The sequence below is a fragment of the Paraglaciecola polaris LMG 21857 genome (assembly GCF_000315055.1).
Taxonomy (GTDB): domain Bacteria; phylum Pseudomonadota; class Gammaproteobacteria; order Enterobacterales; family Alteromonadaceae; genus Paraglaciecola; species Paraglaciecola polaris.
This window is the reverse complement of the sequence record NZ_BAER01000096.1, coordinates 1-23,015: the sequence shown is the minus strand read 5'-3', so window position 1 is coordinate 23,015 and position 23,015 is coordinate 1. Positions and strand designations below refer to the sequence as shown.

Here is a 23,015-nt window from a genome sequence, read left to right as displayed (position 1 = left end):
CAGGTATCATCTTTTTCAAGCGAGTAACCAATGGACAAAGACTGGATCCCTTTTCACCCCAATCCCAGCCAGCCAACTTTCATCCCCCCGGCAGGCGCGGTAGACGCTCATTGTCATGTATTTGGCCCAGCGGCGCAGTTTCCTTATGCACCCGAACGCAAATATACGCCTTGTGACGCGAGCAAAGATCAGCTGTGGGCATTAAGAGACCACCTAAAATTCAGCCGCAATGTGATTGTTCAAGCCACCTGTCATGGTGCAGATAACTCAGCGCTCGTTGATGCCTTAGCCCACGCCAATGACCTAGCACGCGGCATAGCAACGGTCCGTGGCGATGTAACAGACGAAGAGTTATTTAGACTGCATGAAGCAGGTGTGCGCGGCGTGCGCTTCAACTTTGTTAAACGTCTAGTTGATGCCCTGCCATTTGATGAATTAACGGCTATTGCCCAGCGTATTGCTAAATTAAATTGGCATATTGTCATTTACTTTGAAGCGAGCGACCTCGCCGAATATTTTGACTTTTTTAGTTCCCTGCCCACCACAGTTGTCGTCGATCACATGGGTCGACCTGACTTAAATAAAGACATTAATGGCGCGGAATTCGATTTATTTTTGAAATTACTCGATTACAACCCTAATTATTGGTCAAAAGTGACCTGCCCAGAACGGATTTCTATCTCAGGTCCAGATGGTTATGATGACTTTGTTCCTTTTGGCCGTAAAGTCGTTGAGACCTTTCCAGATAGAGTTTTGTGGGGCACTGACTGGCCGCATCCCAATATGAAATCGCATATGCCGGATGACGGAAAACTGGTCAATATGATCCCACGCATAGCGGTGACGCCAGCACTACAACACAAATTACTGGTGGATAATCCCATGCGTTTATATTGGCCAGAGCAGGTTAATGCGGGAGTTAAATAATATGAATGTGTGCGTGATCGGTGAAGGCGCGTTTGGCAGTAAACACATTGAAGCGCTGAAGAACATTGGCCAAGTGCGCAGCATTAGCTTGGTGGGGGCAGACCCAGCGACGACAAAAAGCGTCGCGAAAAAATATGCCATTGAGGATTTTAGCAATGATTATGCCCAAGCACTGGCGCGAGATGATATAGATGCCGTCATTTTAGCCACCCCCACACATATGCATGCGGAGCAAGCCATTCAGGCACTTACTGCGAATAAACACGTGTTAGTCGAGATACCTATGGCTGACAATATTATTGACGCCCAAGCACTGGTTGATGCAGCCACGCGTTCTAACAAGGTTGCTATGGTGGGGCATGTTCGGCGCTTTAATCCTAGTCATCAATGGATCCATCAGAAAATCCGCACGGGCACCTTATCTATTCAGCATTTGGTCGTGGAAACCTTCTTCTTACGCCGTAAGAACACTAACGCCCTAGGTGAGGCTCGTAGTTGGACGGATCACCTGTTATGGCACCACGCTTGTCATACCGTCGATTTGTTTCAATACCAAACGGGAGAAGTCGTATCACAGTGTTATGCGCTACAGGGACCTATTCACTCTGAATTGGGTATCGCCCTAGACATGAGTATTATCATGAAAGTGCCATCCGGAGCGGTTTGCACATTGGCACTATCCTTTAATAATGATGGTCCCTTAGGCAGTAATTTTCGCTATGTGTGCGACAACGGCACCTATCTAGCCCGCTATGATGACCTTTTCGACGGTCAATCAAACCCAATTGACCTAACCGATGTGGCGGTATCCATGAACGGTATAGAGCTTATAGACCGAGAGTTTATTAGCGCGATAAGCGAAGAGCGTGAACCTAACGCTAGTGTAATAACATGCTTTCGTGCCATGCAAACTTTAGACAGGTTAGCCCAATGCCTCAAGTGAAATTAACTACACGCGGGTTGCTGTTTCGCCCAGATATACGCAATAGAAGTATTAAAGTTGCTTTAGTCGTCGGTACGCTTTTAGGTTTAATTAATCATGGAGACAATATATTGATGGGTACGATCACCCTTGCAGACATACTCAAAATATTGATTTCTTATTTTGTTCCTTATTCGGTTTCTACCTGGTCTGCGATACAAACGGCTAAAGATGACTTCCAAAAACAACACATTTATTAGACGCTTTCCCCTGAAGACTTATCGCCTATGCTCTTAGCCATAGGCCTTTTATGCTTAGTAGACCAACTGAGAAGCGAATGAAATTTTTCACGTCCTTGTTAAACGCTATTTTTACCGGAAAAACGAGCGCCAAGAAAAATGTCATCATTTTGGGCACTGACTACCCTGAGTACAAACTTTCAAAAGCACTGAGTCGAGAGGGTGCCTGCCAAATTTTATTTTTCATTGAGAGTGACCCTTGGCGGCACAAAACACGTTTTGATAATGCCACCTGTAAGTATCTCACTGAATTAACTGCTTTGTGCGAGAAACACAATATTGAACACATTTATTACGTTGATAATAAGTGGTTGGATTTAGTCGACCCTGACCTTAGGAGTTTATTGCTAAAAGCGCCTTAATATCATTTGTTATACCCTGAGTTACATCACACCCGCCGCCCGATATAACTGAATATGTACCTCTACCAATGCGTTTATATCTCGTTGATACCCACCACCGATAACCGCGGCGACCGGTACCCTATGTTTTGCGCATGCATCGAACACCATACAATCACGGGCATACACACCTTGAGTAGAAATGTGCAGATGACCTAAATCATCGTTTATATGGATATCCACTCCAGCATCATAAATCACCGCATCGGGCTGAAACGCAGTAAAAGCCAAATTGAGGGCTGACTCAACCACTTCCAGATATTCGTTGTCACTTGTTCCTTTTGCCAGCGCAAAGTCCATATCTGAGATTTGTTTGCGCAAGGGGAAGTTCTTCTCACCATGAATTGACACCGTAAACACCTTGGGGTTATTTGCCGCTAATTTGGCCGTGCCGTCACCTTGATGCACATCACAGTCGAATATCAGCACCTTGTCGATATTAGGCGTTTGCAACATATTCAGCGCTGCCAAGTACAGATCGTTGAACAAGCAAAATCCAGAACCAAAATTAGCAAAAGCATGATGATAGCCGCCGGTTAAATTCAACGCTTTACCATGTTCAATAGCAAGGGACGATGTCAAAACTGTGCCCGCTACCGCTGTCAATGAACGCTCGATTAATTGTGCCGACCAAGGAAACCCAATTCGACGCATCGCCTTACTTTCAAGCACACCTTGGGTGAGCGCGTTGACATACTCTGGGCTGTATACCCTCGCTAATTGAGTTGGCGATAATGCTTGGGGTTGATGAAATTGACTACTGGGTATGCCTGAGTCGATTAATCGGTCGTAAATGGCCTGATATTTTTCGATAGGGAAGCGATGCCTATGAGGTAAATCAAGTTGACTATAAATAGGATGAAAAACTAAAGGTATCGACAAAAGATCTCTCTCATTCATATACTTAGGTGGCTATAATCACTATTGTCACGTTAGCGAAAAACAGCTGCAAGCCATTTTATTTTTTAAGGAGTTACCTTGTTAGTTACCTTAACTCAGTACCAAGCTCGTGTTATCGGCGTTTTATTAGAAAAAGAAGTTACCACACCCGAGCAATACCCGCTGTCACTCAATAGTGTAACCACAGCATGCAACCAAAAGAGTAACCGTGAACCTGTCATGGAACTTACCGAACACCAAGTGCAAAGTACGTTGGACGAACTGTACGCTAAAAATTTAATTTTCGAGCAAAGTGGTAGCCGCGCAACTCGTTATAAACATCGATTTTGTAATACAGAATTTAGTGATCTGAGATTTACTCCCCACCAGTTAGCCATTATCTGCGTGATGTTATTACGCGGTCCACAAACTCCGGGAGAGCTAAGAACTCGTGCCCAACGTATGGCAGGTTTTTCCAGCGTTGAAGAAGTAGATACAGCCTTACTGCAACTGATGGACTTTAACCAAGAGCAACTCGTTGTGCGCTTGGCAAGAGTGCCCGGCAAGCGTGAATCTCGCTATGCACAGCAATTTTATATCGATACTGATGAATCCGTCAGTCACGATAGTGAACTGGATAAAAACCCACAATCCATAACAGCGCAACGCCCGGTGGAAAGCAAAACAGACAATCAAAATAGCCAAGCAAGCACATCACATGAACATCGCTTAGCTGAATTGGAACTAACAGTGGCGGCGCTACGGGAGCAAGTGCAAGTTCTTCAAGCACGAGTAGATGAGTTAGCAGAGTAAACACCACAAACTTGATACGGTTTTAAAAACACCGGTTATTGTCTATTGCTCAAGTCACTGATCCCAAGGGAGCAGTTACCCACAAAAAAACCCGAGTTTATAATCGTTATGAACTCGGGCCACTTGGTCTATTTAGCAGCCAATTGTGATATTCACCTGCCTAGCGGTTTATTTTCGAGCCTCTAGATAAGTCTCTAAACCTTGCTTGGATATTTTCACTGCTTCCAGTGGTTTAAGGCCGTTCGGGTACTCTTCTTGCTCGACGACCAACCATTGCGTGCCCCCCACAGTGATATTTGCTTCAATTAGACTTGACCAGTCAATCGTGTCTTGGCCAATCAACGGCTGCTTTCCTTGCACCTCATCAGGGAGTTTCACCTTATAATGCGTGGTTAGCGTGCGTCCAGGATAGCGCTTAACATATTCCACGGGATCTTTACCTGCATAGGTTGTCCAGCCCACATCTTGCTGCAATACGACGTTTTCATCTGTGTGAGTGGCGATATAATCCCAAAACGTTGTTTGCTCAAAGCTATCAAATTCTTTTTCATGATTATGATAACCAATTTGCATTCCCATAGGCGCTAATTTCACTGCTAATCGGTTTAAATCTGCCACCACGTTTGTTACCTGCTGAGCGTCAAATGCTCGGGCATCGTAAGGTACGATTAAGGTGTCGCACCCAATCGCCTGATAAAATGCCACGGTAGCGGCAAAGTGCTCATCGTCTAACATCTCAAATGGAATATGTGCTCCGCTAACCTGCAAACCTAGACCCGCTAAAAAAGTTTTAAGTCCTTCAGGATTTTGTTGATAGTCACCAAAATCCCCGGCAAACTCAACTCCGTCAAAGCCCATATCAGCCAGCACGGTTAAGGTACCTTCAAAGTCACGTTTGACCTCATCTTTCACTGACCACAATTGTACGCTCACCTGTGGCTCTGTTGTTTCTGGCTGGGGTGTGCAGGCGATGATGGCAAATGCCAAACACACTACAACTGCCCGTGACACTGCTTTATAAATATTGCGACCTTGTACCATTTTATGCTCCTTGTACTGTAATTTATCTTGTCATTAACATCTAGGCCCAGCGCTTAAATGCGCCCTGCCTGCATTTCTTTTGTGGCGTAATCAACCGCTCTTGCTGTTAATGCCATAAAGGTTAACGATGGATTCTGCACCGCTGAACTACTGAAACTTGCACCATCGGTTACAAATAAGTTAGCCACATCATGGGATTGATTAAACCTGTTTAACACAGATGTTTTAGGATCGTGCCCCATGCGTGCCGTGCCAAGCTCATGAATGGCTAGCCCAGGCGGCCCTTGATTCACGTAACTGCTGACATTCTCTACACCTGCCGTTTTTAGCATTTCCTCTGCCGTGTCCGCGGCATCTTTCATCATATCCAACTCGTTATCTGACCACCGGCAATTAATCTCAAGCTGCGGGATCCCCCATTTATCTTTCAAGGTGTCATGCAACTGCACGGTATTTTCATAGCGGGGTAACATTTCGCCCTGAGCATACAAGCCAAAGCGCCATTTACCCGCTTGGGTGACTTGTTGCTTAAATTCGGCGCCAAAGCCTTTTTTGCTCGCGTTTTGCTGCCACCCTTCCCTATAAGCCCCACCGGCTAGGGCATAGCCCCGTAAGTAGTTTTTCTTACCGCGTTTAGGTTCGTATTGAAAATTAGGCACGTAAATACCACCAGGTCGCCGACCTTGGTAATACTCGTCTTCATAGCCCGCAACATCACCTGATGCCCCCGCGTTGTAATTGTGATCCATCAAATAATGACCCAATACCCCGGAACTATTGGCAATCCCGTCAGGAAACGATTTCGAGGTAGAGTTAAGCATGATTTGTGTGCTGCCTAAGGTAGAAGCGCACAAGAAGACAACTTTGCCGTAATACTCACGCTCAGCTAACGTATCGTTATCAATCACCCTGACGCCTTTAACACGCTGGCTTTTTTCATCATAAATTAGGCTATGCACCACACTGTTAGGTGCAATATGCAAATTTCCAGTGGCAGCAGCTGCGGGCAACGTTGAGCTTTGAGTAGAGAAATAAGCGCCAAATGAACAGCCTTTTTGACATTCGTTGCGCGCTTGGCACTGCACCCGTCCCTGTTCAATATGCAACTGCGTGGGCTGCGTTAAATGTGCCATACGCCCCATGATCATTTTGCGATCCGGATACGCTTTTTCGATGGCAGCTTTGATGTCAATTTCCGGTTTAGTCATTTCAAATGCAGGCAAAAACTCACTATCAGGAAGTTGCGCTAAGCCTTCTTTGGCGCCACTGATACCAGCATGGCGCTCTACATGGCTGTACCATTTTTCCAGATCAGCATAACGTACCGGCCAATCATTACCGTGGCCATCTAGACTATTAGCAGCGAAGTCATGATCGCTTAAACGATAAGACTGTCGATGCCACAATAGCGACTTACCGCCCAACTGATTGCCTCGGATCCAGCTAAAAGTGGTGCCAGGTTTGGTGGTATAGGGTAGATCTCGGTCATTCCCAAAAAAATGCTTGGTGGCATCATTAAAGGCATAACACTGCTTCTGAATGCGGTAGCGCTGCTCAAGTAAAATGTTATCCACTTTACCGCGCATGGGCATATCCCAAGGGGGAACCCCTTCACCAATATAATCTTTACGGTGTTCAACCACCCTTCCCCGTTCAATCATTAAGGTCTTCAAACCCCGCTCACAGAACTCTTTTGCTGCCCAGCCACCGGACAGTCCAGAACCAACAACAATAGCGTCATAGACTTGGTCAGTGTCTTTTATATACATTTGGTCACTCATTACATCATCCTATACTTAATACTTGTGCCTGCAGAATTACCTACTCAGTGGGATAAATTGGACGTTACAAACCACCGAGCCAAGCTTTGCCGATTGAAGAATACGGAATTGAACCCTTAAAACCGCCGGGCACAGGTAGATATGCCAGTTCTTTGGTCGCCCCAACCTCAGTGGTAAAATATCCAAAAACGATGAGTTGTTTTAAAAAGGCAAAATGCTCAGCGTCGTCATGGCCAAACTCCTTTTCCGCTTCTTCAATTGACGTGAGTAACGCCAATTGTTGCTGCTGACTGCATTGAGTGAATTGGCTGGTAAAGCGTTTTTGCGCAGCGCGATCGATACGATCCAACAAATCGACCACTTGAGTTTGCTGCCAAGGCGGGTGGCATCGCACCAACTGGTTGTCAATAAAACCATGGGTGTCTACATCAGCAGCCCCTGCTGTATCAGTTTTTGGGATCACTAATTGACAGATATCACGTAGCAACTGCATCTGCCCTTGGGTTAGTAGTCGTCCTGAGGACTGCCAACTTTGAGCGTTACCTTGATAAGCCATCGCCACATTTATCGCGTTACCGCCTAATAAACTCGCAGCGCTAGCGCTGCCAATCAATGCGCTGAGGCCCAATAAAAAAGAACGCTTGTGGGGATTGTCTACTTGAGCCGATTGCGCAGAATTATGCACCGGTTCATTTATCACCTGATGTGGAGGACGAGATGATGATTTATCCATGGAAACACCTTTTATCTTTGATAATGATTACAGACCCCTGATGAGAAAAGCCAAATACAGAGCATTAGGCGTTCAGCATTTAACTTGTCAGGGTGTGCGTCTTCTAGCTAAGTGTTTAATCCTAGGCATTAGTTCAACCATAAGCAGGATATGCACAAGCAATAGGAAATAAGGTTAACTGAATGTTAATTATTGTAAGAGATAAAGGTTAATCATTGATAATGTTAAATCGGTCATGACTAGGACTAAATCAGCGTATTGAAATAAAAAAGTGTCCTTATTAACCTAAATTATTAACCTCGAATAGATTTTAACTGTATACAGTGTCAGTTAATCTGCTTATATTAATCCTTAAAAATTCGACTAAAGAGCGAAATTTAGCACCATGACAACACACCATATTAGTAGCGAAGACAGCGCGCAATTTATTCGTCGTTGCAACATAAGCCAGTTGTTATCCATGTTTGATCTTCTACCCGATATTCTATTTTGGATAAAAGACACACAAAGTCGTTTAATCCATGCCAACCAATGTTTTTTAGAACACGTCGGTATTCATACCTTGGAACAAGCTTTGGGTCAAACCGACGCAGATTTCGCCCCCCGGCACATAGCTAAACAGTTTTTAAACGATGATCAGCGTGTCATCAAAGGTGAGACCGTTACCGAACGCTTAGAAATGAATGTACTCGAGTCAGGGGAAGTATGTTGGTTTACCACATCAAAGCGCGCTTTGTACGATGCCAATGGGGATATTATTGGCTCATATGGCACATCACGGCACTTAGAAAAAACCTCTGTCGCATTAAACAGTATGGATGCCCTGAAAACCCCCATGAGCCATATTCGTCAGCATTACATGCAAAATCTTTCCATGCAGGAACTTGCCGCCCTTTCCCATTTGTCGATCAGTGCCCTTGAACGACGTTTTAAGAAATACTTGGGACTCACCCCTAGGCATTACATCATTCAGGTGCGGTTGGAAAATGCCCGGCGGTTATTAGTAGAAACCACCCTACCGATTAACGTCATTGCCGCAGAAGTGGGTTTTCAAGACGCCAGTTATTTCAGTCGCAAGTTCTACCAACTATTTGAAACCAAGCCATCTGAATTTCGCCAGAGTTACCAGTAAATTCGCCTCTAACGACTTTGTATCTCCCGCTTTCCATAGGCACAAAAAAAGCGACAGGTGTTGAACATGTCGCTTTTTTAGTTTTATCAGCCTCTAAAAAATCACCCTAGAGGCTAGACACGATTTGGCTATAATAAAATACGTGACTTAATTGTGCCTTCAATCAAATTTAATTGTTCAAGTGCTTGATCCGCATCATCAGTTTCCACATCAATAACCACATAACCTATGGTGTCATCAGTTTGCAGATATTGCGCTGCAATGTTGATGTTTTTCTCGGCAAACGCTTGGTTAATTTGCGTTAGCACACCAGGGGTGTTTTTGTGGATATGTAACAAACGTGAACGCTGGGCATGAGACGGCAATGATACTTCAGGGAAATTAACCGCGGATAACGTCGAGCCATTATCACTGTATTTAGCCAGCTTACCCGCGACTTCAATACCGATATTTTGCTGCGCTTCTTGCGTGCTGCCACCCACATGAGGGGTTAAAATAACGTTGTCGAATTTACGCAGTGGTGACTCAAACTCTTCTGAATTTGATTTAGGCTCAACAGGGAATACATCCACCGCTGCGCCGCTTAGTTTACCACTTTCAAGTACGGCAACTAACGCTGGAATATCAATAACCGTGCCGCGGGCGGCATTCATCAGAATGGAGCCTTGTTTCATCCAAGATAACTCTGTGGCACCAATCATATTCTGGGTTTGTGCTGTTTCAGGCACATGTAAGCTCACCACATCAGACGTGCTCATTAACGTTTTGAGTGACTTAACTTGGGTCGAATTGCCCAAGACCAATTTGTCTTCAATATCAAAAAACTGTACCCGCATCCCCAAATGCTCAGCGAGAATACTTAACTGCGTACCGATATGACCGTAACCGACAATACCCAGTGTTTTGCCGCGCGCTTCATAAGAGCCCACTGCACTTTTGTCCCACTCGCCACGATGAGCCTTGGCATTGCGCTCAGGTACACCGCGCAATAATAAGATAAGTTGTCCAAGCACAAGCTCTGCCACTGAACGGGTATTTGAAAACGGGGCGTTGAAAACTGGGATCCCGCGTTTTTGGGTCGCTTTTAAATCAACTTGGTTGGTTCCGATGCAGAAACACCCTACTGCCACTAACTTGTTCGCAGCTTCGATTACCCGCTCCGTTAACTGGGTGCGAGAGCGAAGTCCGATGAAATGCACATCTTTGATTTTCTCAATCAGTTCGTCTTCAGGTAACGACGTTTTCACGTACTCAATATTCTCGTAACCATTTGCCTGCAGCGTGTCTAAGCTACTCTGATGTAGTCCTTCGAGAAGTAAAATTTTAATCTTGTCTTTTTGAAGCGAAACTTTGCTCATTGCGGTATCCAAGTTGATGAAGAGTAAGAAGACATCTGGACGTCTATTTGCCAACGCAAAATAGCAGAACTTGCGTCTATAAGGAAGTAGAACCCTTAAAAACTATGATAAAAAATGCGCATAAGTCAGACATTAATTAGGCAATAACGATTTCACCACTTGTTCTAAACGAGGATCGTTCGGATCCGACAGCCTAGTCGCCACCACCACTTGCCCTTGAGCATTAATAAAAAAGGTTGTGGGAGTACCGCTAACAAAGAATTTTTCCATGCCGACTTTGTCACCGTTAATTAAGGTTTTAAACGATATACCCCGTGCAGTGAGCTCTTCCTGTGGCTTTGCGTCCTCCTCTTCAAGCGAACTAATGGCGATCATCTGTAAGCCTTGCGCTTGGTATTTTTTATACAGTTTATCCAAGCCAGGTTGCAGTTTTTTACAATAGGGGCACCACGTTGCCCAAAAATGAATGACCAATGGTTTGCCTTTAAAATCAGAAGACTTAACTTCATTTCCTTGGGCATCAAACAGGCTCCATTGTGGTGCCATTTTCAGCTTGGCTTTGGTAGGAGCATCTGGCTCAGCGGCGTGAGCCAAAGATGAAATGAATATCATCACAAAAACGAGGACAATTATCTTAACGATTGAATGGTTTACCCTGATGGACTGACAAGATTGCATTGGCATAAGCGGTTATCTTTCAAAGAGTGATGTAAACAAGAAAGCGTTTAAGCACTTAATCTTTCAGAATTTATACCCACTGTTAATATGCCCTAACAGATCAATAGTGCAGGAGTGCAGGACTACAGGACTACAGGACTACAGGAGTGCAGCTTTAAGAATAAGACTGCTCTACCCAACTTTCGAAGATCAGGCACGCTGAGGCACTGTCAATTTTCTGTTTATCTAATTTTTTGAAGCCGCCCATCTCAAACAATCGTGCTTTCGCATCCACCGTAGTCAATCGCTCATCCATGGTTTCAATGGGCACTTTATATTTGGCATGCAGACGATTCGCAAACTTCTTAGCCGCAAAGGTTACCTGTTGGAATGTGCCGTCCATGTTAAGTGGTAAACCCACAACGGCTAAGTCAGGTTGCCATTGCTCGAAGACCTTGGCCACCACATCCCAATTAGGAATGCCATCAACCGCCTTAATAGCATCAAGGGGAGATGCCGTGCCAGTGACTTCTTGCCCAACGGCCACACCAATGCTTTTGGTGCCAAAATCAAATGCTAATACGGTGCGCTGTGCAGCCTTTGTCATAATAAAACTCTATAATATTGGCAATTAGCCACAGGGACGGCCCAATCTAATTTAATTGGCAGCAATGAAACATCAGGCATGCCCCACATCAGGACCAATTTGCCAGGTGTCGATACCCAATTTATGCACCGCTGCTTCCCACTTTTTATGAATAGGCGTATCGAATAGCAATTCACTATCGGCTTCAACCATGAGCCAAGAGTTTGCCCGCAGTTCTTCTTCTAACTGACCTGCTGACCAGCCCGCGTACCCTAAAGTCACAATGGATTTATCCGGTGCGTCACTATTCCCTAAGGATGATAAAATATCTTTCGACGTGGTCACCATGATATCAGAAGTAAGCGCTAGGCTCGCGCTCCAACCTGGTTGAGTGGTATGTAAAATAAAGCCACGATCTTGGCTAACGGGCCCCCCCGCTAAGACAATATTGTCAGCCTTATCATCATCAACCACGGCGTCTTCATCCGTCTGATTAATCAATTCTTTCAAGCTCATACCCGCCGGCTGGTTGATGACCAAGCCCATCGCTCCCTGCTCATTGTGCTCACAAATGTAAGTCACTGAACGAGAAAAGTACGGATCATCCATACTGGGCATAGCAATGAGTAAGTAGTTTTGAAAACTATTCATTGTGTCACCACAGAAATAATAACGGTCGGCATATTAATGACTGTCCCGAGCAGTTAAGCGTTTCTCGATAGCATCGAATAACATAGCAATAATATCAATGGGATAAGCGGCTTGTATTTCGCGTACGCAAGTAGGACTAGTGACATTGATTTCGGTGATGCGATCACCAATCACATCAAGTCCAACAAATATCAGACCTTTTTCAACTAACAAAGGCGCAATACTATTGGCCAACTTAAAATCACTTTCTGATAAAGGCTGTGCTCTTCCTGTACCGCCCGCAGCCAAGTTACCCCGTGTTTCGCCTTTTTGTGGCAGTCGTGCTAAGGCATAAGGCACCACCTGCCCATCAATAATGAGGATACGTTTGTCACCTTCTTTAATTTCCGGCAAATAGCGCTGGAACATGGCGTACTGCGTACCTAACTGAGTTAAGGTTTCAATGATGACACCCAGATTATTGCCATCAGGCTTGACCCGAAAAATAGAGGTTCCGCCCATGCCATCGAGTGGCTTGCAGATCATGTCTTGGTGAGTTGTATGGAATTCACGAATGAGTTTCGAGCTGCGAGTTACCAGGGTGTCAGGGATCAATTCAGGGAACCAAGACGTAAAAAGTTTCTCGTTAAAATCACGTAAGCTCTGGGCTTTATTTACCACCAAGGTACCTGTTTGCTCGGCCAACTCAAACATTTGCGTGGCATACAAAAATTCACTATCAAAAGGAGGATCTTTACGCATTAAAATAACATCTAACTCACCTAAGCCAATGTTCTCTTGCTCTTGTAAGTTAAACCAATTCTGCGGGTCTTCTTGTACGGTTAAGCGACGCATCTGCGCCATCGGCTTACCGTTTTGCAAATACAAGTCAGCCATTTCCATATAGAAAATTTCATAGCCCCGAGCTTGGGCCCCCAACAGCATGGCAAAGCTAGTGTCTTTTTTAATGTTGATCGATCCGATCGGATCCATTACTACGCCAAGTTTAATGGTCAAGGTAAGTCCTTAGATAACGTTAGAAGGCATTCGCTAGAAAGAGATGCCATAGATTAAGCTAATTTTGTGCTGATTATCGTAATTTCAAGTACGAGATAGGGAATGAGACACGATTTGTGGCATTTAGCTTACAACGGACAACAAAATAAACATCACGTTATAGATGATAAAAATCCACTGACGTGTGAACAACATAACAACAAGGCTCTATACACCTTTTGTCTGCGGCCTCAGCTCGTCAATACTGAACTTATATTTTCGCCCCACTTTGACTTGGATCTCGTTACTCAGTTGGGCGACATACTCGCCATTTGAGTTAGGTGTTAAGGTTGACAGTTTAGTAATATTGATGATGGCCGAGCGGCTCACGCGGGGGAAATGTACACTGTCTAATTCTTCTTCAAACTGCTTTAGAGTTTTACGAATAATATGCGTTTCACTGTTGGTATGCACACACATATAATCACCTGCGGCTTCAATCCAAACGATATCGTCCAGTTTCACTCTGATCCACTGTGAACCACTTTTAAGTGAAATAATTTGCCGTAACTCATGCAAGTCTTCGTTATGTGAAACCTCTAAGCTGTGCATGAAGCTATCAATTGAATTACCAGTTTTACGATTGAGTAACGCCCCCAGTTTTTTATGTTGACGCACAGTATCGGTAACATCACTTGCACTGCTTAACTTGTCTATGCACTCTTTGAGTCGTTCATCGGAAAAAGGCTTGAGTAAATAATCAAAAGCATCAAAATCAAACGCCTTGACGGCGAACTCTCGAAATGCCGTCACAAAAACAATCTTAGTCGGATGACCCTCTTCACGCAGTTGTTGGGCTAACTCCAACCCGGTTTGCCCCGGCATTTCGATATCTAAAAAAACCACCTCGGGCTGGTTTAACATCAGCATATCGTATGCTTGTGTGGCATTTTTACAGCTACCTAACACAGATATTTCACTGAATTCGCTTAAACGCAGCGCTAACCCTTCCCGAGCGAGTGGTTCATCATCAACAATGAGTACCTGAATATTACTCATGCGATGGTTTCCATAGGCAGCACAATATTCACCACACACCCACGGTTGGTGCCTTGTGTAATTGCGAACTGGTGATTATTCGTATAAAGCACATTTAAGCGCTCCACCACGTTTTTCAAACCGACCCCACCCCGTTGACTTTTTTCCAGCAATTGCGCTGTTGTTGTGGGGATACTATCTGAATTTGGACCGTTATCTGTAACCGTAAGATGTAACAAGTTGTTGTAAATTTGCGCGCTTACTTCAATGATCCCACCCGCTTCCATCTGGGCAATGGCATACTTTATTGAATTCTCCACTAAGGGTTGTAGCAGTAATCCAGGCACTAACAGTCGCTCAGCCTCAGGCTGTACAGTAAACTTCACTTCTAGACGATCGGCAAAACGCGTTTTTTCAATCTCCAGATATAACATCAACGCTTTTATTTCATCACATAGATGAATTTTTTGCTCAGGATCATTATCCAGTGAAAAACGTAAGAAGGTGGCTAAGCGGGCTAACATATTATTTGCTTTACTCTTGTCGCCGCGCAACACCAAAGTGGAAATGGCATTTAGGGTATTAAATAAAAAATGCGGATTGATTTGATAACGCAGCATTTTGATTTGGGCGATATGAGATAAGCGCAATGCCTCCAAATGGAGATGCTTTTCCCGCAATAATTTAAAGTGATAATTAATGCCGAAATACAGACAACTCCACACCATAATCATGAAAAAAGAATAGGTGATAGTCAGAAACAGCTCACCAAAATAAAAATCCTGGGGCTGGTTTCCTAAATACAAATCCAAAAGCGTTACATGATCAAAGAAATACATTAACAGTAGGTTTTTAATCGGTGTCCAAATACTGGCAACCAGTAAACTCATAGTAATGATAATAAGCAAAACTTGCAGCGGATTACCTTTGGAAAATTGTCGGTAAATACCCCGCAGCGGCCATGTTAATAGGCCTCCAACTAAGCCTGAAAACAATAATGGCAGCAAAATCAAATAATGCGTTTTTGCGGTATACGTATTAAACGCGGCATACTCAATGGTAAAAATAACCACGTAAAAAGCCCAGCCCAGTATATGCAAGAGCCAGAATTGAGGTTTAACGTCTGCAAAAGCAGATATTGTTTGTTTGATATTCAAGTTCAAATAAATTGCGCTCTTCGTAACAATGAATTAATCGTTTTCGACACCTAATGCAACGAGTAACTGCGCCTTGTACGACTGACCAATTTTCACTTCATCACCATTATCTAATTGCAGCAGCGAATACCGACCTAACTCACTGTTGAGCGAATGTATATAATCGATATTGACGATGGCGCTGCGATGAACCCGTATAAATTGTTCCGGATCGAGGAAATGCTCAAGGGCAGAAAGCGTTTCGCGATGCAAGTGCATTTTATCGGCACAATACAGTTCAACATAATTAGCCGACCCTTTTACCCAAACAATGTCCTGGATATTGATAAATTTCACACTGCCGACTGATTTAACCGGTAATTGACGACGTTTTTTATTTAAGTTGCTACTAGGCTTGGGCTTTTTATGTATTTTAGCGATGACGCTTGCTAACCGGCTATCGGCAAAAGGTTTCAATAAATAATCCGTCGCCTCAAGGTCGAATGCATCGAGTGCATACTCACTATAAGCCGTTGTAAACACCCAATGGCATGCAACGCTATTGCGCAGCGCTTTTGCCAATTCCACGCCGCTACCGCCAATGATCTGAATGTCCAAAAAACATATATCGGGTTGTTGCTCGAGTATTACTCGCTTGGCCGTTTCATAACTGCTCGCTTCGGCCACCACTTCGCACACGGTCGACTGGGTGAGATATTGGACAATGCGTTCCCGCGCTAAAGCTTCATCGTCTATGACAATACATCGATTCATAAGAGTCTCTCCGTGAACTCTACGAAAATAAGAATGGAATATACAAGGTACGGGCACACGACAGAACAGCGGTGAGATAAACGACGGTAGAAAAAGATGGAATGTAAAAAAGTGTAAAGAAAAAGGACAATGCCTACAGCAAAGTCCTTTGTCCAGGAAGCGATACATGTTTACAGAATGTATCAATCGGGTCACTACTCCGATAGACAAAAGTATAATGCTTATAATTGTATAATTAGTAAGCTTTGTGATGAATCTAGCATTTTTTGGGATAAACGCACTCAGTTACCCCAAGAAACACCTAGAAACATTTCGTTGTCGCTAATTATTAGAATAATTAGCGCGTTAAATAAAAACGGCAACCTTTGGTTGCCGTTTTTATAGTTTAGCTAAGCTAATTGCTATTAAAATCGAGCTTCAAAACCTAACTCAACATAACGCGGCGATTGCCATGTGTAAGCTGCACCGTAATATGAATTAAATGAACCTTCCGCTCGATTATTTTCATAATGTTCATTTCGTGACGTCTCGGCTTGACCATTTAACACGTTGTACACGTTCAATGTCGCGCGCATATCAATATCACTAAAGATGAAGTTGTAGTTTGCTGACAAATCAAGGTTGAATGTCCAAGGCGTGCGTCCCCTAGTACCACGAGGGCTGAATTGATAGATTTTCTCACTCTGTTCACAAGTGCCATTACCATTCGCATCAGGACACTCATTTGTGTAAAGGTAGAAAGTGTCGCCATAGCTACCATAAACTTTAGGATCATGAGAAGGGTACCCCTGACCAAAGGCACTTAAGGGGCGGCCACTAGAAAGTGTAGAGTTAAAGCCAACGGTTAAATCTTCAGTTACATCATAGGATCCAAAGAATTTAAATACGTGACGTCGATCATTAGGCTGGTAACCATCTGATCCATCCATTAGCGCTGGGAAATCGAAATCCTGCGTTACACCTGCGTCTGCTTGCCCTATGTCTGATTTAACGGCCCCTTCGAAGTTACCCACACTTCGACTCCATGTGTATATTAATGACATACGCATGTTATCACCACGATAATTAACTTGTGGTTGTAATGCCGTGTACTCGTTCACTGCATCAGGTAAACCAATCTCTTCAGCAGAGTAAGTTCTGCGGCTATCGGGATCGGTAACACTGTCAAAGTCATTATCTAATTGCCAAGTTGAAGAACTACCGGGATTAAGTAACGTACATGTCGCTTGAGATGCGAACGGCCCACAGTAATCATCTAATGCTGTAGCTACTTCACGATATATAGCGCGAACTGAGAACGAGAACTCATCGTTAATTGCCGTTTCATACCCTAGGATATATTCGTCTTTACTAAAGGGTTCAGCTTCTTCCGCTTGGAATGTTTCTTGAGTGGCAGGGTTAGGTACCGAGTTAACAATTTGCGAGTCAGCAATCGTACCTGATACCGGCGTAGTACCCGTAGGGGCGCCCGATGCATCAGAGCCACTAAAGGTATAATAAGTCGTGGTATCACTTAATCCTGACGCTGCACGATAGTTAGTATTGTTTGCTACCGGTAGATAGTAGGTACCGTATGTACCGTATATTTTAGACTCGCCTGCACCGGTAGGATCCCAGCTGAAACCTAAGCGCGGTGCAATATCCGTTTTAAACGAGGAGAAAACCTTGCCGGTCACGCCTGAGTTTTCAAACTCATCACGGCGCACGCCTAACGATAACATCAAGTCATCTGCCACTTGCCATTCATCTTCTACGTACCAGGCACTTAAGTCAGTACTGAAACCACCACCACCTGTGAATATACGATCAGCGACAACATCAAATAAAGCACCGGTAGTATTAGTGAATAAAGGACCATCGTTATTGTTTATTACAGCGTTCGGTTCAATCGAAGAATACGTCCAGCTGTGTCCAGTGAGCGGTGCTGAAGTGTGAAAAGTTTCGCGTTCCTGTTTATCGTAGCCCACTCTGACGAGATGATCTTCGAACGCATACTCAATATCAATACGAGTTTGCTTGTTTTTATCTTGATTCGTACCTGTGTTTCCACCGGCCCCACAGCTGTTTATCTTCTGATTTGCAGGAACGCTTCTGGTATCTAGTACTGTCGGGCAGTCCAAATTACTTGGCGTGTTGGTGTAATCCGTTTCAATTTCTCCGTACATAGCAGATACCGTTAGCTCGTCAGTGAAGTTACCCGTGTAGCTGATACTTTTAAGATCGCCACCACGCTCTCTGATTGTGCTTTGTGAAGCCTCTCCAATCTCTCCCGTCTGTGGATCGAATGCATACGAGGTAGACTGAGTATTACTCTTGTTCGAATAGCCAAATAAGCTGATTTTGTGATCGTCATTAACAAACCAATCGACCTTGGCACCCCAGAACATATTGTCTGAACCACTTGAATCACGTTTGATGAAAGTATCATCAGGTGCGTATTGCGAATTACCGCTAGACTGTGAAGCAAAATTATTCTCAACATCCCGAGGGTTAACTAGCGCATAGAAAAACAAGGTATCTTCAATTAATGCACCAGATGCGGATAAAGTGAATTCACTTTTGCTGTAATCATCTTGCGTTTGGTTGCGAAAAACGTCTTGGCCACCCGCCCCACCAGCAGAATAAGAAACCTGACCGTCCTCGCGCAGTGATTTAGGGGTGAATAACGCAGTGGCAGCAAATTCCCATTCGTTCGAGCCACTCTTTGTCACCGCATTTAATACGCCACCAGTTGTTCTACCAAATTGAGCGGAATAACCACCGGTTTTAACTTGGAATTCTTTATAGAATTCAAAAGGAACCGTACCACAGCCTAAACCTTGACTGGTGTTGGTAACTTCCATACCATTGATATAACAAGAGTTTTCAGCAACCGAAGCGCCACCAAACGAAGCCGTACCACCTGAATTAGGCGAGCTAAAGCTTGAGTCGCCCATTACCGTGCCAGGAGCAAGTAAGGCGACTGCGGTAATGTTACGAGATACCGGCATTCTATCTAGCTCAACCTCGTCAATGACTAAGCCCGAATCAGTTGAGCTCAAGTCAATGGCAGAGATCCTCGCGCCAGTCACTTCAATGCGCTCAGTACCATCGTTGTTGATAAAATCGAAAGCCAGTGATGTATTAGAGCCTAAACTTATACGTGTTTTTTGCTCAGCAACGACTTTGCCATCCTTCATGACTGAAATGTCATAGACACCAGTTGGTAACTTAGCGAAACGGAAGCTTCCTTCGTCGCTGACAGAGATTTCTCGCTCTAATCCAGTGGCAGGATCCTTAGCCGTCACGGTATATTCTGAATAATTGTTTGCGTTGATTGAACCTGAAATATTTGCTGTCGTGTTATCTGCTAAAGCAGGTAAGGCAAAACCAAGTGACGCGGCCACTGCGAGTGCAGTAATACTGCGTCTAAATGATGTATTTTTCATGCATAACTCCCTGAAATTAATTTTAATTGTTATCAACCGGTAAATTGCATACGCAAGAACCCGATATTTTTAAGCTAACAAAAAGTTCAATCAGGGATATAAATTAGGGACGAACCACACGTATGGTGGTGCAGAATGGCCAATCAAAACCGTGTGAAACGCTATTTAAGCGACGGGTATTAACAGGATCATTAAATAGTAAAAATACTGCCAGCGTTAACCTTTGATTAACACTGCCAGTACATTGCATTTTTCTATTATAATTTTGCCAATAACTCTTGATAATCAACATTCAGTCTTTTAGCCATTACCAGACCCGTATTGTTGGCATTGTTAAGCGCAGCAAAAGTAACCGGATCGTATCCGTTACACACTAAGCCTTTAGCCACATTGCTTGCTCTTAGGCCGCTGTTTTTAATGGCCATATATAGCTTGACTCGACTGTCACTCTTAATGGCGTGGCAAATTTTCACTAACTTATTCTCCAAGGCCGGATCCATATACTCTGCGTTTGCTGATCCTGCACAAAACCCACTTACCGCTAAGATACTGGCAATAATTGTATTTCTCATGACATTCCCCTGTTCCTGTAGAAAGCCAAATATTTGGCTGGTTCAGCTAATAAGTAGATCACCAAGATGACAAAGTTATTCGAATATCGCTCAAACACGGAAGAATGCGGTAAAGCGTTTAACACCTGAATTGATAGGCTAAATCATCCCAGATTTAGCCTGTTTGAGCGGAAAAGAGAATTATTTTGTTACTGGTAAAAAGTTAGCTAAGATACAAAGCATACAAGGACGTAGATATGATAACGGGATAACAATGGATGTTTGCCAGCAATACCAACAAAGAAGTTACGCACAAATCCGCGAAAGAATGCAACCGGGCGATATCATCGCTTTTGGCGGCAACAGCCTGTTTTCAAAATGGGCTAAACTGACCACTCGCTCCGTCGTGACACACGTGGCGGTTGTTATTAAAACGAAAGTACTAGATGAGCGTAACGGACATTATTTCAACCAAGCGATTGAAGCCACCAGTTACAATGGTAAGTGCGGCGTGATGCTCACACGATTAAGCGAACGTGTGGCTACCTACGACGGCGACATGTGGTGGCTACCGTTAAGCAATAACGCAAGAATCAGTCTAGAGAGCAATAAAAGCGCGTTTTTTGACTTCCTACTTAAGCAAAATCATAAACCCTACGATATTTGGCAACTCTTTGGTTCTACCGTTGATGCAACGGACAACATCCCGCTGTTAAAAAAAATAAGTTTAAACTCCGAGGATTTTTCCAGCTTGTTTTGCTCTGAACTTGTGGCAGAAGCCATGGAGCGAGGAAAAATAATTGGGCCGGTGAATGCATCAGAAGTGACGCCAATTGATATTTGTCGGTTCAATGTATTTGATGAGCAGTACGTACAATTCAGAGGGAAGTCAAAAACCATTACCGGTTACAACTCATTGCCGTTTAACACGTGGCAGTGCGTTAGCCATTAGGTGCTAATGGCCGATAAGGCACACGAGAGATGCGCCATACTTAAAAAACTAATTAAAAAGCACTATCTTGATGAACTTTAATGAATAAAGGCGTTCCATACTTACTGTAATCAATTTTATATTCTTTGCCGTTAATCGTTTGTACAAACAGTAAGGTCTTTTCTTCACCGAAAACATCCCCTACTGTAACATCCACTAATTCCATATCTAGCTGTTTTGCTTCTCGTTTATTTTCCGGTATTGCGCCAGTGAATTCCTTTATATTCTTGTGAGTCACAAGAATGACAGGATTATCTTCACCATTTGTTACCAACAGATCGAGCTTTCTAATTTTATGTATAAGGGTGTTACGCCCACTGACTAAGAATGGTTTTTCGGTCATATTGTTCTCCACATGCCCTTTGTCTATTGCTAAGGCTCATTTTATAAATAGCAAGATAACAAAGTTTATATATCCTTGCACACCTTTGTTATGTCATTGTTAAGTTTATAGTTACGCAAACATTTAGCCACTCAAGTAAGTGTTCAAAAAACACCCACCTTGCATATGTGTAAACTTGCAATCCATGCTGCGATAAGGCGTTAACAAACAAGAAAATGAGCGTTATGTGGTGCTGACTCATGGAGGAAATGGCATATATTTTCTTCGCCATTGATGAAAAACCCCTCAACTTGCGCGTTTTTCCAGCAAACCGTCACTCAATGCTATGCAAACAGATGACAAGCAAAAGAAAACTGCTTATACTGCGCGTCGTTTTATACCTTTGCTGATTTCTTTAGCGAATAAAACCAGTATCTAAATGGCCCAATAGCTCAGTTGGTTAGAGCATGTATATCACCTGTAATTGTTACAACATGGTGAGTGAGTGAGTGAGTACGTGGGTTGTAGTAGTTGTAAGGTTACAACATTAACATTTTTACTTACAACAATAGGTATTGATTGACAACGATACTCAAAGCATAGAAAATACAAATTATAACATATAGGCCCCTTAGCTCAGTTGGTTTAGTAGCACTCGACTCATAATCGATAGGTCGCTGGTTCAAGTCCAGCAGGGGCCACCATTTTTAAAAATAGACTGAAATGGATGCTTTTAAATTATTAATGATTCATTATTTGAGTGATTCAAAATTTACCTTGATATTTGATTGACGTTTTCACTCTAACAACTCTTGCAAATAATCCAATATTTTTTGACCTCTAATTCCCAAAAAACTGGATTCAGCCTTCAGAACTCCACTATTTTTATGAAAACTGGATATCATTGTTATTGAAATTTCTGATAGCTTTATAACCAAAATGATATTTAACTGCTATTTAATGGCGAGTCATAGGAATTTAGATATTGGTTAACTACATTTATATTTTGTCAAATGCAAACAAGTATTTGTTCCCATGAATTTACGAGCAATATAATTAAAAACTAACTAGTAATACTGCTGTGCCCATTACTAACCTTTATGACAGTGGCATTGATGATTTCGTTCAACTCAGGAACTGAATTGAAGTCTATATATTTTGCAACAAACTGCCGTCCCTTCGGATATAAAATCATATCACTTCTCCTTTCTTTATCAGACAAGGCAGGACTAATAACCGAGAAATAAAATCCTTCAAAAACAAAATCTACTTGTACTTTTTTATCCTCTCCGTATGGATGATGAAATGGAGTTACAATTAAATTCTTCAAATCACTAAGGCTCCAAGTGCCTGTAGAATCCTTCAATCTTCTGATTTTAACACTGAATAATAAACTCGGTATTTTTGTATCATTAAAAAGACATAATCTTAATTTTTCATCTCCATTTTTACTTAATAAATCTCGGTGCATTACTGCTCCTTTGTAACTTTCGTGGGTAGACGTTGCAGCCCTCCAGTAAATTGCTAAAATAAATTTAATAAATTTAATAAATTTATCAACATCAACGACACTAAAATGAACACCATCCTCTTCTTTTTTGACGTTATTAAAAACATTTT

General features: G+C 43.2%; 23 protein-coding genes and 1 tRNA gene. 8 read left to right on the top strand and 16 right to left on the bottom strand.

From position 1 onward, the window contains the following. Positions 1 to 30: 30 nt before the first annotated feature. From GPLA_RS15935 to GPLA_RS15920, 4 genes are all read left to right on the top strand, one after another. Positions 31 to 927 (top strand): amidohydrolase family protein, encoded by an 897-nt coding sequence (locus tag GPLA_RS15935; protein WP_007105976.1) that lies wholly within the window; start codon positions 31 to 33, stop codon positions 925 to 927. Position 928: 1 nt separating this feature from the next. Continuing rightward, entirely contained in the window at positions 929 to 1,870 is a 942-nt protein-coding gene (locus GPLA_RS15930; RefSeq protein ID WP_007105975.1) for a Gfo/Idh/MocA family oxidoreductase, read from the top strand. Beyond that, on the top strand, positions 1,858 to 2,109 hold the full coding sequence (gene nrtS, locus GPLA_RS15925) for a nitrate/nitrite transporter NrtS (RefSeq protein ID WP_007105974.1): 252 nt from the start codon (positions 1,858 to 1,860) through the stop codon (positions 2,107 to 2,109). Before GPLA_RS15930 ends, nrtS begins: the two co-directional genes overlap by 13 nt. Positions 2,110 to 2,186: 77 nt before the next feature. After that, a complete protein-coding gene (locus GPLA_RS15920; RefSeq protein WP_007105973.1) occupies positions 2,187 to 2,510 on the top strand; it encodes a hypothetical protein in 324 nt (107 codons plus the stop codon). A 21-nt stretch (positions 2,511 to 2,531) separates the two neighbouring features. Here GPLA_RS15920 and GPLA_RS15915 read toward each other — a convergent pair whose 3' ends face one another. Continuing rightward, positions 2,532 to 3,449: a histone deacetylase family protein gene (locus GPLA_RS15915; protein ID WP_040515077.1), complete on the bottom strand. Its 918-nt coding sequence runs from the start codon at positions 3,447 to 3,449 to the stop codon at positions 2,532 to 2,534. Between the two features lie 78 nt (positions 3,450 to 3,527). On the opposite strand from GPLA_RS15915, the gene GPLA_RS15910 reads away from it, so the two are divergent. Continuing rightward, positions 3,528 to 4,241 (top strand): YceH family protein, encoded by a 714-nt coding sequence (locus GPLA_RS15910; protein ID WP_007105971.1) that lies wholly within the window; start codon positions 3,528 to 3,530, stop codon positions 4,239 to 4,241. 168 nt (positions 4,242 to 4,409) lie between these two features. Here the strand turns inward: GPLA_RS15910 and GPLA_RS15905 are convergent, their stop codons facing one another. The 3 genes from GPLA_RS15905 to GPLA_RS15895 form a co-directional block, all read right to left on the bottom strand. After that, positions 4,410 to 5,282, bottom strand: coding sequence for a sugar phosphate isomerase/epimerase family protein (locus GPLA_RS15905; RefSeq protein WP_007105970.1), 873 nt, complete (start codon positions 5,280 to 5,282; stop codon positions 4,410 to 4,412). Between the two features lie 53 nt (positions 5,283 to 5,335). Further along, positions 5,336 to 7,063: a GMC oxidoreductase gene (locus tag GPLA_RS15900; protein WP_007105969.1), complete on the bottom strand. Its 1,728-nt coding sequence runs from the start codon at positions 7,061 to 7,063 to the stop codon at positions 5,336 to 5,338. A 64-nt stretch (positions 7,064 to 7,127) separates the two neighbouring features. Further along, positions 7,128 to 7,796: a gluconate 2-dehydrogenase subunit 3 family protein gene (locus GPLA_RS15895; RefSeq protein WP_007105968.1), complete on the bottom strand. Its 669-nt coding sequence runs from the start codon at positions 7,794 to 7,796 to the stop codon at positions 7,128 to 7,130. Between the two features lie 385 nt (positions 7,797 to 8,181). Between GPLA_RS15895 and GPLA_RS15890 the strand changes: the two genes are divergently transcribed. Continuing rightward, positions 8,182 to 8,928: an AraC family transcriptional regulator gene (locus GPLA_RS15890; RefSeq protein ID WP_007105967.1), complete on the top strand. Its 747-nt coding sequence runs from the start codon at positions 8,182 to 8,184 to the stop codon at positions 8,926 to 8,928. A 128-nt stretch (positions 8,929 to 9,056) separates the two neighbouring features. Here GPLA_RS15890 and serA read toward each other — a convergent pair whose 3' ends face one another. The 10 genes from serA to GPLA_RS15840 form a co-directional block, all read right to left on the bottom strand. Beyond that, complete coding sequence (gene serA, locus GPLA_RS15885; RefSeq protein WP_007105966.1) at positions 9,057 to 10,286, bottom strand: phosphoglycerate dehydrogenase; 1,230 nt, start codon at positions 10,284 to 10,286, stop codon at positions 9,057 to 9,059. 132 nt (positions 10,287 to 10,418) lie between these two features. Further along, on the bottom strand, positions 10,419 to 10,970 hold the full coding sequence (locus GPLA_RS15880) for a TlpA family protein disulfide reductase (protein WP_226993135.1): 552 nt from the start codon (positions 10,968 to 10,970) through the stop codon (positions 10,419 to 10,421). 148 nt (positions 10,971 to 11,118) lie between these two features. Then, positions 11,119 to 11,550, bottom strand: a complete 432-nt coding sequence (gene ruvX, locus GPLA_RS15875) for a Holliday junction resolvase RuvX (protein WP_007105964.1) — start codon at positions 11,548 to 11,550, stop codon at positions 11,119 to 11,121. A gap of 72 nt (positions 11,551 to 11,622) precedes the next feature. Further along, positions 11,623 to 12,180, bottom strand: a complete 558-nt coding sequence (locus tag GPLA_RS15870) for a YqgE/AlgH family protein (protein WP_007105963.1) — start codon at positions 12,178 to 12,180, stop codon at positions 11,623 to 11,625. Between the two features lie 33 nt (positions 12,181 to 12,213). Continuing rightward, positions 12,214 to 13,176, bottom strand: a complete 963-nt coding sequence (gene gshB / locus GPLA_RS15865) for a glutathione synthase (protein ID WP_040515076.1) — start codon at positions 13,174 to 13,176, stop codon at positions 12,214 to 12,216. Between the two features lie 207 nt (positions 13,177 to 13,383). Continuing rightward, positions 13,384 to 14,214, bottom strand: coding sequence for a LytR/AlgR family response regulator transcription factor (locus tag GPLA_RS15860; protein ID WP_007105961.1), 831 nt, complete (start codon positions 14,212 to 14,214; stop codon positions 13,384 to 13,386). Next, positions 14,211 to 15,356, bottom strand: coding sequence for a sensor histidine kinase (locus GPLA_RS15855; RefSeq protein ID WP_007105960.1), 1,146 nt, complete (start codon positions 15,354 to 15,356; stop codon positions 14,211 to 14,213). The genes GPLA_RS15860 and GPLA_RS15855 overlap by 4 nt, the downstream gene beginning before the upstream one ends. Before the next feature lie 27 nt (positions 15,357 to 15,383). Further along, positions 15,384 to 16,103, bottom strand: coding sequence for a LytR/AlgR family response regulator transcription factor (locus GPLA_RS15850; protein ID WP_007105959.1), 720 nt, complete (start codon positions 16,101 to 16,103; stop codon positions 15,384 to 15,386). A gap of 404 nt (positions 16,104 to 16,507) precedes the next feature. Further along, positions 16,508 to 19,531 carry a TonB-dependent receptor gene (locus GPLA_RS15845; RefSeq protein WP_007105958.1) on the bottom strand — a complete coding sequence of 1,008 codons (3,024 nt, stop codon included), beginning with the start codon at positions 19,529 to 19,531 and terminating at the stop codon, positions 16,508 to 16,510. Positions 19,532 to 19,788: 257 nt separating this feature from the next. Next, on the bottom strand, positions 19,789 to 20,103 hold the full coding sequence (locus tag GPLA_RS15840) for a DUF3718 domain-containing protein (protein WP_040515075.1): 315 nt from the start codon (positions 20,101 to 20,103) through the stop codon (positions 19,789 to 19,791). 253 nt (positions 20,104 to 20,356) lie between these two features. Between GPLA_RS15840 and GPLA_RS15835 the strand changes: the two genes are divergently transcribed. Continuing rightward, positions 20,357 to 21,034, top strand: coding sequence for a hypothetical protein (locus GPLA_RS15835; protein ID WP_007105955.1), 678 nt, complete (start codon positions 20,357 to 20,359; stop codon positions 21,032 to 21,034). A gap of 52 nt (positions 21,035 to 21,086) precedes the next feature. On the opposite strand, the gene GPLA_RS15830 is transcribed toward GPLA_RS15835, so the two are convergent. Then, positions 21,087 to 21,416 (bottom strand): hypothetical protein, encoded by a 330-nt coding sequence (locus GPLA_RS15830; RefSeq protein ID WP_007105954.1) that lies wholly within the window; start codon positions 21,414 to 21,416, stop codon positions 21,087 to 21,089. Between the two features lie 604 nt (positions 21,417 to 22,020). On the opposite strand from GPLA_RS15830, the gene GPLA_RS15825 reads away from it, so the two are divergent. Then, positions 22,021 to 22,099: transfer RNA gene (locus tag GPLA_RS15825), tRNA-Ile, on the top strand. A gap of 359 nt (positions 22,100 to 22,458) precedes the next feature. On the opposite strand, the gene GPLA_RS23625 is transcribed toward GPLA_RS15825, so the two are convergent. After that, a partial coding sequence (locus tag GPLA_RS23625; RefSeq protein WP_040515074.1) for a hypothetical protein occupies positions 22,459 to 23,015 on the bottom strand: 557 nt, incomplete at its 5' end.